The organism is Paraconexibacter sp., from assembly GCF_059438195.1.
In genome coordinates this window covers 36,296-49,366 of the sequence record NZ_JBLKKY010000008.1, presented here as the reverse complement: position 1 = coordinate 49,366, position 13,071 = coordinate 36,296, and the positions used below count along the sequence as shown (strand labels likewise).

General features: G+C 73.8%; 12 protein-coding genes and 2 tRNA genes. 3 read left to right on the top strand and 11 right to left on the bottom strand.

The window, feature by feature from the left end:
* Positions 1-3 precede the first annotated feature (3 nt).
* From ACME2J_RS04660 to ACME2J_RS04645, 4 genes are all read right to left on the bottom strand, one after another.
* The gene (locus ACME2J_RS04660; protein ID WP_495543708.1) at positions 4-873 is read right to left on the bottom strand and encodes a hypothetical protein; all 870 of its coding nucleotides are present in this window, start codon (positions 871-873) and stop codon (positions 4-6) included.
* 181 nt (positions 874-1,054) lie between these two features.
* A complete protein-coding gene (locus ACME2J_RS04655) occupies positions 1,055-2,224 on the bottom strand; it encodes a dipeptidase (protein WP_495543707.1) in 1,170 nt (389 codons plus the stop codon).
* A 75-nt stretch (positions 2,225-2,299) separates the two neighbouring features.
* Positions 2,300-3,520: a fibronectin type III domain-containing protein gene (locus ACME2J_RS04650; protein WP_495543706.1), complete on the bottom strand. Its 1,221-nt coding sequence runs from the start codon at positions 3,518-3,520 to the stop codon at positions 2,300-2,302.
* 61 nt (positions 3,521-3,581) lie between these two features.
* The gene (locus ACME2J_RS04645) at positions 3,582-4,724 is read right to left on the bottom strand and encodes a hypothetical protein (protein ID WP_495543705.1); all 1,143 of its coding nucleotides are present in this window, start codon (positions 4,722-4,724) and stop codon (positions 3,582-3,584) included.
* Between the two features lie 105 nt (positions 4,725-4,829).
* Here ACME2J_RS04645 and ACME2J_RS04640 point away from each other — a divergent pair, with 105 nt between their 5' ends.
* Complete coding sequence (locus tag ACME2J_RS04640) at positions 4,830-5,807, top strand: hypothetical protein (protein WP_495543704.1); 978 nt, start codon at positions 4,830-4,832, stop codon at positions 5,805-5,807.
* Between the two features lie 97 nt (positions 5,808-5,904).
* Here ACME2J_RS04640 and ACME2J_RS04635 read toward each other — a convergent pair whose 3' ends face one another.
* On the bottom strand, positions 5,905-7,215 hold the full coding sequence (locus tag ACME2J_RS04635) for a diguanylate cyclase domain-containing protein (protein ID WP_495543703.1): 1,311 nt from the start codon (positions 7,213-7,215) through the stop codon (positions 5,905-5,907).
* Positions 7,212-8,051 (bottom strand): alpha/beta fold hydrolase, encoded by an 840-nt coding sequence (locus ACME2J_RS04630; RefSeq protein WP_495543761.1) that lies wholly within the window; start codon positions 8,049-8,051, stop codon positions 7,212-7,214. Before ACME2J_RS04630 ends, ACME2J_RS04635 begins: the two co-directional genes overlap by 4 nt.
* A gap of 137 nt (positions 8,052-8,188) precedes the next feature.
* On the opposite strand from ACME2J_RS04630, the gene ACME2J_RS04625 reads away from it, so the two are divergent.
* Positions 8,189-9,058 (top strand): TlpA family protein disulfide reductase, encoded by an 870-nt coding sequence (locus ACME2J_RS04625; protein WP_495543702.1) that lies wholly within the window; start codon positions 8,189-8,191, stop codon positions 9,056-9,058.
* A 60-nt stretch (positions 9,059-9,118) separates the two neighbouring features.
* Here ACME2J_RS04625 and ACME2J_RS04620 read toward each other — a convergent pair.
* The 4 genes from ACME2J_RS04620 to ACME2J_RS04605 form a co-directional block, all read right to left on the bottom strand.
* Positions 9,119-9,191 (bottom strand) — tRNA-Glu (locus ACME2J_RS04620).
* A gap of 76 nt (positions 9,192-9,267) precedes the next feature.
* Positions 9,268-9,633, bottom strand: a complete 366-nt coding sequence (locus tag ACME2J_RS04615) for a nuclear transport factor 2 family protein (protein ID WP_495543701.1) — start codon at positions 9,631-9,633, stop codon at positions 9,268-9,270.
* 254 nt (positions 9,634-9,887) lie between these two features.
* Entirely contained in the window at positions 9,888-10,958 is a 1,071-nt protein-coding gene (locus ACME2J_RS04610; RefSeq protein ID WP_495543700.1) for a hypothetical protein, read from the bottom strand.
* Positions 10,959-11,154: 196 nt separating this feature from the next.
* Complete coding sequence (locus tag ACME2J_RS04605) at positions 11,155-11,715, bottom strand: hypothetical protein (protein ID WP_495543699.1); 561 nt, start codon at positions 11,713-11,715, stop codon at positions 11,155-11,157.
* 111 nt (positions 11,716-11,826) lie between these two features.
* On the opposite strand from ACME2J_RS04605, the gene ACME2J_RS04600 reads away from it, so the two are divergent.
* Positions 11,827-11,910: transfer RNA gene (locus ACME2J_RS04600), tRNA-Leu, on the top strand.
* 53 nt (positions 11,911-11,963) lie between these two features.
* On the opposite strand, the gene ACME2J_RS04595 is transcribed toward ACME2J_RS04600, so the two are convergent.
* Positions 11,964-13,037, bottom strand: coding sequence for a UDP-N-acetylmuramate dehydrogenase (locus tag ACME2J_RS04595; RefSeq protein ID WP_495543698.1), 1,074 nt, complete (start codon positions 13,035-13,037; stop codon positions 11,964-11,966).
* Between the last annotated feature and the right edge of the window lie 34 nt (positions 13,038-13,071).

The following is a 13,071-nucleotide window of genomic DNA, read 5'->3' as shown; positions in this document are numbered from 1 at the left end:
CGGCTACGGCGTCTCGGTGACGGTGACGGAGCCCACCTCGATGCTCGTGATGTCGATGTCGCGCGCGATGTAGTCGCTCCCCGATCCGCCGTCGCAGATGACGCTCACCCCTTCCGTCCCGCCCGCGACCTGCCGCGCCCCCTGGAGGGCGATGCTCGCCGATCCGCTCCCGGGGACCGACGACTTCCCGAGGTCGAGGTCGACGCCGCCGGCGACGAGGCGGCACGTGACCTGGTACGCCGTCGCGACGCGGTTCTCGATCCACAGGGACGAGCTGATGAGGTAGGTGGCCGGCCCGGCGAGATCGGTGGAGGCGACGACCTGGGGGGCCTGAGACGTGACGACTCGGCCCACGTTGCCATGCTGGAAGGCGGTGCTCGGGCCCCGTGGCCCGGTCGGCCCCGTCGCGCCCGTCGGTCCGGGAACGCCTTGCGGGCCCGCCGGACCCGGAGGGCCCTGCGGGCCGACGCGCCCCGTTGCGGTCGAGGCGGCCGCCGCGACGATCGTCGCCGCGTCGAAGCCGTCGAGCTTGTCGGCGTTGAGGTTCTCGACCGTGCCCGTCGCGTTCGGGCTGATCGTGAACGGGACGAGTCCGTCGGTGCGGAACGCCGCGGCCGGCCCCTCGGAGAGGTTGACGTGCCGCGTGCACTCCTTCGACGGCCGGCGGCACCCGTAGACCGCCGCGCCGCCCGCGTCCTCGCCCGTCGAGATGTTGCTCTGCCGCGTGCCGTAGCGGTCGCCCGTGACGCGGGAGATGATCTCCGTCTCCTTCGTCGCGGTCCCGTTGCGCACGCCCTCGCGGATCGCATCGCCCGTCGCCGCGACGACCGGCACCGCGGCGAGCACCGCGAGGAGCGCCGCCGAGACGAGCACCGCCCTCAGCGTGGGCCCGCGTGACCCACGCTCACCCCGCGGCCGCCGGCCCTCGTCGCCCTGCGCCCCTCCGGCATCATCAGCACTCCCCAGCATCCCCGCCCTCCCTCGATCGGACGCCCCCGGGCGATGCTACCCAGCCGGAAGGCGAAACGCGAGGCGTGTCGCACGAGTCCCGGCGTCAGCGCGCCCCGCCCCAGCCGGCCCGCAGCACCCGCAGCGCGTTGCCGGAGCAGATCGACTCGCCGTCGGCGGCGCCGTAGCGCTCGAGGAGGGCGTGCTCGAGGTGGCGGAGATCGCGCGCCGAGTCGAGTCCCGCCGCGGTCGGCTTGATGAAGCCGTCCAGATCGGTGCCGATCGCCACGTGCCGGTGCGATCCGGTGATCTCCGCGATGCGGTCGATGTGCCGGCCGATGACGTGGAGCGAATCGGCGAACCGCCTCGTCCGCCGGCGGCGCAGGCCGTCGTTGAGCTGGTGCTGGGCGAGGATGAGCCCGATGACGCCGTCGCGCGCGGCGATCCGGCGGACCCCCTCGTCGTCGAGCGCGTACTCCTGGCCGCCGAAGCGGTAGACGGAGTGCGAGGCGAGCACCGGCGTCCGGCTCCCGGTCTCGTCGAGGAGGTCGAGCGTGTCGCCGAGCGCGCGGTCGGACATGTGCGAGACGTCGATGAGCACGCGCTCGCGCGCCATCGCCCGCACCGCGGCGCGGCCGAGATCGGTGAGACCGATCTCCGGCTGACCGAAGAGCCGGCGGTAGACGGCATCGGGGATGAAGGGGATCGCCGGCGCGTTCGTCGCGATGCCGCGCCAGAAGAGGTGGGCGAGCGTGATGTACGCGACGCCGCGGCGGGCGAGCTCGGCGATGGCCGCGTCGACGCGCTCGGGCGTCTCCCCGAGATGGAAGCCGCCCTCGACGCAGTGGACGAGCGCGATCTCGCCGGCGGCGACGGCCTCGTCCAGCTCGGCCGGCGTCCGGGCGATGCGGGCGCGCCCGGGATGCCGGGACGCGACGTGGTCCTCGACGTGCTCGAGCTGCCGGAGGAGACGCGCGAGGTACTCGTCCTGCGGGCCCGCGCCGTACGGCTCGCCGATGTCGACCTCGTCGAAGAACGAGTAGAGGACCGAGAGCGCGACGCGGACGTCACCCTGGGCGAGCTCGGAGACGGTCACCCGCGGCCCGGAGGAGAACGAGCGGTAGTTGCCGACGCGGCTCGCGAGGCCGAGGAGGAGCGCACGCACGCGGTCGCGCACGCGCGAGCGTCCCTCGCGGGTCGTGATGGCGTCGAGCGGCGTGCCGCGCGCCGCCGGGACGAGGTGCATCGGGTAGTGGCTGTGGAGGTCGACGATCACGCCCGGACCCGCGCCGACTGTAGGCCCGTCCGCAGGCGACGGTCAAGCCTGGCGCCCGCGCGCCGGCGGCCGGGGTCAGCCGGTCGTGACCGGCCCGCTGCGGACGACCTCGAAGGCGCGGCCGGGGATGGTCTTCAGCTGCTCGAGGTCCTCGTCGTCCCAGCCCGGGTCGGCGGCCCCGCTGATGAACCAGTCGCTTCCGTTGTCGGCGACGATCATCCCGTAGCGCGCGAGTGCGTCCAGGATCGCGCGCGACTGACCGGTGTAGCGCGACCGGTCGAAGTCCCGCCGCAGCCGCAGCCGCAGACCCATCGGCGGCAGCGACCGGTCGGTGCTCGACGACGCGAAGTGCCGCGCGGGGGCGACGTAGCCTCGCTGGGTGCGCGAGACGGTGAACCGCAGCGCGTGGCGGATGCGGCCGGCGCTCGCCTCGTCGGCCCGTGCGAGACCCGGGAGGATCGGGAGCCCCGCGGCGTCGGCGGACGTCCAGCCTCGCGGCCGCGGGCGCGGGTCGCGGAGGTCGAAGACCGCTCCGGAGTCCGCGCGCCAGCCCGAGCCCTCGCGGAACGCGCGGTACAGCTCGTAGAGCTTGCACTCCCCCTGACGGAGCACGAGGACGTGCCGGTCGCCGTCGCTGCGCTCCCCGGCCTCGACGCGCGCGGTCGCGGGGATCGGGTACGGCCCGGGGTCGCTCTCGTCGCCGTAGGCGTCGAAGCGGATCGGGACGAGCGGCTGGTCCCGCGGGACGACCGCGAACGGGATGCCGTAGTCGCCGTGCCGGCCGGAGCCGAAGTCGGGATGCAGCGTGTCGTCGAGGCCGATCGACCGGAGGTACTCGTCGGAGCGCGGATCGACGGGATCGCGCGAGACGTCGCGGTTCCACGCGTCGTCGGACGGGAAGACCGGGCAGCCGCCGACGCGCGGCACACCGGTGAACGACGGCCGGCGGACCCGGACGGCCCGGGACGCCGAGCGGCCGCAGCGCCGCCCCGCGCAGGCGCGGACGGAGACGCGGTAGCGCCTGCCAGGTCGCAGTCCGCGCAGGCGCACGGAGCGTCGCGAGCGGCCGACGCGGCGGGTGCGGGTCGCGGGGGACGTCCGCACCTCGTGGCGCGTCGCGCCGCGCGCCCGCGGGCGCCAGCGGACGTCGACGGCGCCGTCGGCGCGGGCCGTGACGCGGAGGTCGGCGGGCGTCGGGAGGGTCGTCCCGGCGGACGCGCGATCCTCGCGCGCCGGGGTGAGCGAGAGCGTCGCGACGAGCGCGACGAGGAGAGCCGAGAGCGCCCAGGTCCGCATCGGCCCACGGTACTCCTCGCCCCGGCCCGTGACGACGGATGGACGATGCCGAGGCGGCGGGTCAGCCGGTCACGTCGACCGCGGCGAGGTCGCTGCGCTGACGGAGCCGGTTGTACGCGCTGCCGACGACGCCCGTGGGTCGCCGGCCGGCGGCGACCGGGAGCGTCGTCGTGCCGTCGACGTCCGCCTCGCGCACGACGCGGCTCGCGATGACGTGGTGCCCCTCGTGGAGGGTGATGTGGAGATGGCGCCCGCGGCGCCGGCGCCCGCCGCGAAGCGTCCAGGCGACCGTGACGCGGTCGCCGTCGATGCCCGCGACGCGCAGCTCGGGCGCGTTGGGATACGTGAGCCGGCCGACGGCGTGGATGACGCGCCCCAGCGCGACGCGCAGGCGCCGGCGGCGCATGCTGCGATGCCACGCGCCCGGCCGCTCCCACTTCGCGCCCTGCCGCGCCGGGCTTCGCGGCCCGGACCCGAGCCGCCCGCCGATCGTCCTCTCGGTGCTCCCCCACCGTCCGGGCCAGTCGACCCAGGGACCGAAGGGGACGACCGGGAGGTCGGCCCGCGGCCCGTCGTCGCGCGGGTGGTCGATCCCGACGAGGTAGGGGTGGGTGCCGTCCTCGAAGTACGAGGCGTGCGAGTGCGGGGCGACGTGGACGAGGATCCTGCGCTCGTCGTCGGGATGCAGGCGCACCTCGCCGCGACGCCAGCGGCGCGCCTCGCCGTCGTCGTGCTGGGCGAACGTCGCAGCGACCGGCTCGCCGTCCGGGCCGAGACCGATCTGCACCATCTCCCAGTCACCCTCGTGCTTTCCGAACCCGAAGAGGTTCTTCGGGTTGTAGAGGAACCAGAACCAGTACTGCAGCCACGTGTCGTCGCCGTCGCGGACGACGCGCCCGTACAGCCGCCCGCGGGTCTCCTCGTCCCACTCCATCCGCCGGGCGTCGCCGAGGTGGTCCGGCGCCATCGCGATGCAGTCGTCGTCCCTCGGCTCGAGCCCGAGCGGATAGCCGTCGAGCACCCCGAGGTGCAGCGGCGGGCTGCCGCCGGAGCGCGCGATCACCTCGCCGTCGCGGCGACGCAGGACGGTGCCCGCCGCGGCGACCGCGGACGACGCCGCGAGGACGCGGTAGTCGTACTGCGGGTCGAACACGAGGACGGGGCGATGGCGCTCGAGGAGCTCGCGCTCGGGGTCCGTCGCCATGAGGTCGCGACTGTAGGCAGGCCAGCAGGCGGCGGTCAAGCGCGCAAGGCGTCGTCGTTTCCCGCCGGCGGCGCGTGGGTAGCCGACAGGGGCGGAGCTGCACGGATGTCACGCACACCCACACGACCCGCGGCGCTCGCCGCGCTCATCGCGGCGACGCTCGTCGCCCTCGCGCTGCTGCCGCGAGTGGCCGCCGCCCACGAGTACGACGTGCGCGTCGGGATCGGCGACCAGCACGTCGAGATGTTCTCCCACCCGGCCTTCCGCGAGGCCGACCTGCGGCAGGTCCGCTACGTCATCCCGTGGAACGCGATCCACGACGAGGAGGAGCGGCTCCGCGCTCGGGTCTGGGTGAAGTCGGCGCGAGCGTCCGGGATGCGCCCGTTCATCCACGTCGGCACCGAGAACTACGCGCCGCGCGAGGGGCTGCTGCCGAGCACCGATCACTACGCGCGCGACGTCGGCCGGCTCGTGCGCTACTTCCGGCGCCTCGGCGTGCGGGACTTCGGCGTCTGGAACGAGGCGAACCACGTGAGCCAGCCGACGTACTCGAGCCCCTGGAAGGCGGGGCGCTACTTCCGCTCGATGTACCGCGCCGTGTTCGACACCTGCACCCGCCGGAGCTGCCGGGTCGTCGCGCTCGACGTCCTCGACCAGGACGGCGTCGAGAGCTACATCGCGCGCTTCTTCCACCACATCGGCCGCACCTGGGCGAGGCGGGCCCGCATCGTCGGCATCCACAACTACTCCGACGTCAACCGCCAGCGCCGCACCGGCACCCGCCGCATCATGCGCGAGGTCCGCGAGGACGCGCCCGACGCGCACTTCTGGTGGACCGAGACCGGCGGCGTCGTGAAGTTCGCGTCGAGCTTCCCGTGCGACCCGGAGAGGGCGAGCGACCGCATCAAGTACCTCTTCGGCATGGCCCGCGACTTCGAGGACTCCGTCCAGCGGATCTACCTCTACAACTGGACCGGCGCCGGCTGCGACGCGCGCTTCGACGCGGGCCTCATGGACACCGCCGGCGTCCCGCGTCCCGGCTACTGGCGGTTCCTCGCGCACATGGCGCACATGAAGCGCTGAGCGGCGCCGCGAGACGGGCCGGTCGCCCCGCCGCCCCGTCGCCCTCGCGAGATGCAGGAACGTGATCGAGGAGGTCACGATGCTGCATCTCGCGAGGTCAGTCGGTCGGGTTGCGGCGGCGCTCCCTCTTGACCGCGTACATCGCCCGGTCCGCCTCCCGCAGCAGCCGGACCGCGTCCACGTCGCCGCCGGACGCCACGACGCCCACGCTGACGCCCAGGCGCCACGCGCCTCCTTCGAGCGCCATCGGCTCCGCGACGGCCGCCTCGATCCTCGCGGCGGCTTCCCGCGCCGCGTCGTCGGCAGCGAGCCCGGCGCAGACGATCACGAACTCGTCGCCTCCGAGGCGCGCCACCGTGTCGGACGTGCGCACGGTCCCGGCGAGGCGCTCGGCCACGGTGGTGAGCGCGACGTCTCCGGCCTGGTGACCGAGGGTGTCGTTGATCTGCTTGAACCCGTCGAGGTCGAGCAGGAGCACCGCCACCCTCGTGCGGTCGCGCCGCGCGCGGGCGAGGGCATGGTCGAGCCGGTCCTGCAGGAGGACCCGGTTGGGCAGGCCGGTCAGCGGGTCGTGGAGCGCGCGATGACGATGCCGGTCGTGCAGCCGGTGACGCTCGATCGCCAGCCACGCGACGCTCGCGACCGTGTCGAGGAACGCGTGCGTCTGCGGCAGCAGCTCGCGGCCGGTCGGGGTCACCGCGAGGACGTCGCTCGGCGCCCCGGGCTCCCCGATGTCCACGCGGGTGCCGCCCGCCGGCACGGGCTCGTCGAGCCGCGGATCGCCGACCCGAAGGATCCGCACGTCGTCGATGAGCAGCGCGCGGCGGACCGCTGCGACGGTCTCGTCCAGCAGCCGCTCGGGGTCGGCGCCCGCCAGAGCGCGACGTGCCAGCTCGGCGACGGCGGCCTCCTCGCGCCTGAGGCGCTCGCGGTCGGCGAGGATCTGCTCGGCCCGCTCCCGCGCGTCGCGCTCACGGTCGCGAGCAGCGCGCACCTCGCGTTCGTAGCGCTGGCTGACGGTGGCGTCGGCGAGCGCGATGTGGATCAGCCAGGGGGCGCCGTCGTCGTCGTCGCGCAGCGTCGAGCTGAGGGACACCGGGAGCCGGGTGCCGTCCGCGCACACCACCTGGGCGCTGTCCTCGCGGACCGCTCCCATCGTCTCGAGCGCCGGGAGGTGGTGCGTGGTGTGGAAGGCGCGGATGCCGGGCGGCAGCAGATCGACGAAGCGCCGCACGCCGACGACGTCCTGCGCCCGGTACCCGGTCCACTCCGAGAACGTCGCGTTGACGTGCAGGATGAGCCCGTCGACGTCGGTCGTCACGTAGGCGCTGGGCGCGTGGTCGTAGAGGTCCTCGATGTCGAGCTGCGACGCGGTCGCGCGCGGCCCGTCGTGCCCGGTCGCGGTCACAGGAAGTCCTGGAGCGCGCGGACCGTCTCCTCGGGTCCGCTGAGCTGCGGATAGTGCCCGGTGGCGTGCAGGAGCACGAGCCGGCTGCCGGCGATCCGCGCATGCAGGTGCTCCGCCACGCCTTGCGGCACGATCGGATCCGCGGTGCTCTGCACGATCAGCGTGGGCACGGCCACCCGCTCGACGTCGGCCCGATGATCGGAGAGGAAGGTGACGTGCGCGAAGTGCTGGGCGATGCGGGCGTCCGCGTGCAGGAACGCGTCCTGGAGCTCCGAGGTCAGGTCGGGGCGCTCGGGCGTGTTCATGACGACCGGCGCCATCGCCCGCGACCACTCCGCGAAGTTGCGGTCGATCGACTCCAGGAGGTCGTCGACGTCCTGCCGGGTGAACCCGCCTCGATATCCGTCGTCCTCGACGTCGACGTAGCAGGGCGAGCCGCCGAGGAGCGCGAGCCGCGCGATGCGGTCGGGGTCGGCGTTCGCTGCCAGCACGCCGATCATCGCGCCCACCGAATGGCCGACGACGGCGACGTCCCGGAGGTCGAGCGCGGCGAGGATCTCGAGGAGGTCGTCCGCGTACCCGTGCAGCGAGCCGTACCGCTCGCGGTCGTAGGCCGCCACGTCGGATGCGCCGGACCCGACGTGGTCGAAGAGCACGACCATGTGCGTGGACTCGAAGGCGGGCGCCACGCGGTGCCACATCGTCTGGTCGCACGCGAAGCCGTGCGCGAAGACGACCGGCGGACCGTCCGAGCGGCCCGAGATCCGGACGTTGTTGCGCACGAGGACCGGGGAACGGGCGACCTCGTCGAGCACGGTTCCCGGAGGTATCGGCATGCCCGGCGGCCGGCGTGAGAGCGTCATCGCGCCAGGAACGACACGATCCGGCTGATCGCACGACGCTCCGGATGATTGACCGTCGATGCCGGGAGGCGTAGGCTCGAGCGACGACCACGACTGGAAGAGGCCCGCCGATGTCTCGCACGCTCACCGCGCTCCTGGCGGCATGTGCAGCAGCTCTCCTCGCTGCTTCGCCTCCCGCCGCTGCGAGCTCTTGGCCCTCGGCGACCCCGCCCTCGGGGCTCGTCGGCACGGGCTACGGGATCGGCGACATCGCCCCGGACGTCGTCGCGAAGGACCAGTACGGCGATCCCGTCTCCCTGCACCAGTTCTACGGGCGCGCGGTCATGCTCCACATCTGCGGCGCATGGTGCAGTCCCTGCCGGCAGCTCGCGCGTGACACCCCGGGCATCCTCGACGCCGCCGAGGCGGCCCACGGGCCCGACGCGGCCCAGATCGTCGAGGTCGTCGTCGACGGGTCCGCGCCTGGGCAACCCGCCACCCAGTCCCTCGCGACCGCGTGGGCGAACCAGCTGTCGCTCAACCGCGTCCCCGTCCTCCACCCCGACGGATCGGCCGCGTCGCCGGTCTCCACGATGATCGCCGACTACTCGCCGGACCCGACCCAGCAGGCGATCCCGCTCGTCGTCTTCCTCGACAGCCGCATGGAGATCGTGTCGAAGCAGGTGGGATACGCCGGCGAGGCGCACATACTCCAGGGCATCGCGGACGCCGTCGCGCACGCCGTCACCCCCGAGCAGGCGCTGGCCGCCCTCGACGACGACCTCGCGGCGGCCGACCTCGGCCCCGGCGTCTCGCGGGCGCTCGAACGCCGGCTCGAGGCCGCTCGCGACCACCTCGCGGCAGGCGACGACGAGGCGGCCGTGCGGGCGCTGCGGACCTTCACCCAGCAGGTCGAGGCGATGACGCCGTCGCAGATCGAGGAGGACGAGGCCTCGGCGCTCCTCGCGGGAGCCGAGGCGGTCGTCGACGCGATCGGGTGACGTTCGGCCGGCGCTTCGCGAGAACGTCGAAGGCCCCGCCGGAGCGGGGCCTTCGATCAGTACCGCCACGGGGATTCGAACCCCGGTTTCCGCCGTGAGAGGGCGGCGTCCTAGTCCCCTAGACGATGGCGGCAAGGACGGCCGTCAGGGTAGCAAGACGCTGCGGGGAGCGGCGCGACGCGGTTTGCCGCCCCGGAGGGCGGCGGGTGTCAGTCCACCCCGACGGCGGCCGGGTCGAAGTAGGCGGTGAAGCGGGCGATGCGGCCGTCCTCGAGCTCGAGGACGCTCACGCCGTCGAAGCGGACCGGCCGTCCGCGCCGCGTGCCCTCCCGGGTCCATTCGAGCGCGACCCGGTCGCCGTCCTCGACGACCGAGCGGAACTCCGAGCGGATGTCGTCGAACAGCGCGCGGTCCTGTTCCCAGAAGCGCGCGGCGCCCTCGGGGCCGGTCGACTCGTGGACGGTCGTGAGGTTCTCGGAGCGCGCCTGGGGCGCGTAGAGGCCGGCGATCGGCTCGGTGTCCCCGTCGGCCTCGAGGCGGCCGAGGGCGTCGATGAAGTCCTGGGCGGTGCTCATGACCGTTGCGGTGGGCAGAGCCGGCCGCTCCGACGCGCCGCGACGCGCGATTGGCGCGCACGCGGCGTCGTCGGGGCGGCCCGGGGCCTTAGAACCTCTTTCACAATGCGCGCCGCGTGAGCGCACCACCTCGCGGCGCCGGATCGGCGCGGGTCCATGCCGCCAATACCACCGGTATCGACTGCATGAACCCGCGCCGTCCGGCATCCGCGATCCGGCCCGCTCACACGACGCGCTGATTCTGAAAGAGGTCCTTACGGGACGAAGGTGACGGAGCGCTTCGCCTTCGCCGTCCCGGCGGACGTCGTCTCGGTCACCTCGACCGCCATGCTGATGCTGCGCCGCAGCCTCCGCAGCCGGTTGCGGAAGCGCTCGGCCGGCCGCAGGCGGATCGTGCGGGTCGCGGCGAGGACGTCGCGCGTCACCTTCGCGATCGTCGTCTTGCGGCTGAGCCCGAGCTTGCGGGCCTGCGTGCCCGAGACCGTGAGCCGCACGGTCGCCCTCCCCGGCATCGAGTACGTGGTGCGCATGCCGATGCCCTTCACGACCAGCGTCCGCAGGCGCATCTTCGCGTGCGGCGCGATCGTCACCTTCGGCGCCGTGGCGACCGGGGTCGTCCCGGTGCCGGGCGCCGGAGCCGGCGCGGCGGCGCCGACGTCCACCGATTCGCAGTCGGGGAGGTCGATGACGTCGACGGCGTCCGCGGTCACGCGATCCGCGCCGAAGCCGCACTGCGCGGTGTCCGACTCGCCGTCCCGGATGTTGATGATGTCGTTGCCGTCCTCCCAGCCGATGTAGCCGTCCGCGCTCACGCTGTCCATGCCGGTCCCGGCGTCGACGTTGTCGTTGCCGCCACCCGCCTGGATCGTGTCGTTGCCGGGACCGCCGAGGAGGAGGTCGTCGCCGCCGCCGCTCGCGAGCCGATCGTTGCCCGCGCCGCCGCTGAGCTGGTCGGCCATCCCGCCCGTCCCGAGGTCGTCGTCACCGCCCTCGCCGTCGACGACGGCGTACCGCGGGGAGAGCGCGCCGGCGGTGAGGACGTCGTTGCCGTCGCCGAAGCGGCCCTCGAGCCGCTCCCAGTCCCAGCCGCAGTCCGCCGTCGTCGGGTTGACCTGGCTGCAGCCGGCGCCGGCGACGACACCACCCGGGTCGCTCACGACGGGGGTGGTGACGCCGATCGTCACGACGTTGGCCTCGGGGCCGCCGACGACGCTGAGCGTCGTGCCCGAGAGCGAGGCGGTGGTCATCGCCGAGGCGGCCGCGGGCGCGACGCCGAGAGCGGCCGCCGCCGAGGCGACGAGGAGGGAGAGTCGAGATGGGCGCATGGCGGCCTCCGGGTGGGATGGACGTGGAGCGGCGCCCATCCTGAGCCGCGACAGTACGACGTGGATCCGTGGTGACTACGCGTGCCGACGCGGCAGTCCCGCGACCGCTCGACGGCTTGCCCGCGCGGGTGCGGACGCACGGAGGGCGGGGCTCTTCGCCCCGCCCTCCGGACCCGCGGTGTGCGCTGCGGCTTGGTCAGTCGTCGTCGGTCTCGGCCGGACGCGGCGGCGCGATCGTCGCCTTGCGGAAGCTCACGACGCGCTCGGTGCCGTTGTCGGCGCACTTCTTCTTCGTCTTCGAGACGCGGCCGATGAGCTTGATGCGGTCGCCGGCGGCGGCGTCGAGGATCGTCTGCTCGCCGTCGCCCGTGCGGTCGCCCGTGACGACCTTGAGGCGGGCGTCGTCGAGGGTGTAGGTGATCTGCTTGTCCTCGTCGGCGCGCGCGTGCTTGTTCGTGCGGTCGACGTCGATCACGACGGTGCCGTCGACGGTGCCGTCGGCGTTCTCGGTGAGCGACTGCGACACGAGCGTGCCGGCGGTGACGTACCCGCGGGTCTTGCCCTTGCTGCAGCGCTTCGTCGCGCCGACGGAGTTCCCGCGACGGACGGGGCGGCTCTCGGGCTTGCCCCGCTCGGTCTGGGCGCCGTTGCCCTTGCCCTCGGGCTTGCCGGGCCGGTCGGCATCGGACGGGCGCTCCGCGACGGCAGGGCCGGCGGCGAGGGCAGCCGCGGCGAGGCCGGCGCCGATGGTGGACATGGTGATTCGGGAGGTTCGTGACATGGTCATCGTGCAGTTCGAACGCCGCCGGAGGCGAAAGGTTGGGAGGTCGCTGAACGGCATGGGTCCGGTATCGTCATGCGTCCGCTCGCGGATGTGGCGGAACTGGTAGACGCGCACGGTTCAGGTCCGTGTGGAGGAGACTCCGTGGAGGTTCGAGTCCTCTCATCCGCATCGACGTGCCGAGGGCCCCGGTCGACCGGGGCCCTCGCCGTTCGCGGAGCTCTCTACAGCCGGTGACCGACGAACACCGGCTCGGGGTGCAGGTTCACGCCGAACGCGTCGCGGACGCCGTCCCGCAGCTCTCGGGCGAGCGCGACGAGGTCCGCCGTCGACGCCCCGCCGCGGTTCGTGATCGCCAGCGCGTGCTTCGAGGAGAGCGCGACGCGCCCCCCGGGCCCCTCGTGGCCCTTCCCGAACCCCGCGCGCTCGATGAGCCACGCCGCGCTGCACTTCACCTTCCCGTCGGCCTCGGGCCACGCCGGCGGCGCAGGGGCGTCCGGTCCGAGGCGCTCGGCCGCGCGCACCTCGAGGGCGGCGAACTCCTCCGGGCTCATGATCGGGTTCGTGAAGAAGGACCCGGCGCTCCAGGTGTCGTGGTCGGTGGCGTCGAGGACCATGCCCTTCCCCGTCCGCAGGCGCAGCACGGCGTCTCGAGCCTCGCCGAGCGGCACGCGTGATCCGGGCTCGACGCCGAGCGCACGCGCGAGCTCGGCGTAGCGCGCCTCCCCGCCTCCGGGATCGTCGCGGAGCGCGAAGGTGACCGCGAGGACGACGAAGTCGTCGGTGCCCTTGAAGCGGCTGTCGCGATAGGCGAACCCGCACTCCGCTGCGGCCAGGTCCCGCACCTGACCGTCGCGGCGGTCGAGGACGCGGACCGACGCGATCGTGTCGGCGACCTCCTGCCCGTAGGCGCCGACGTTCTGGATCGGCGTCGCGCCGACGAGTCCGGGGATCCCGGAGAGGCACTCCACGCCGGCGAGCCCCTCCTCGACGCAGCGGGCGACGAACGCGTCCCACGGCTCCCCCGCCGCGACGGTCACGTGCACGACGTCGCCGTCGCCGCGGGCGATCTCGACCCCGCGCGTCGCGACGTGGACGACGGTCCCCGCGACGCCCTCGTCGGCGACGACGACGTTGCTCCCTCCCCCGAGGACGAGGATCGGTGCATCCGAGCCGTCGGCGGAGCGCACCGCCTCGACGAGCTCCTGCTCGGTCCGTGCGCGGACGAGCCGCTCCGCGCTCCCGCCGAGGCGCAGCGTCGTGAGCGGCGCGAGCGGGACGTCCTCTGCGCTTTCCATCGCGCGGGATCGTCCCAGATGCCGTGCGGACGAC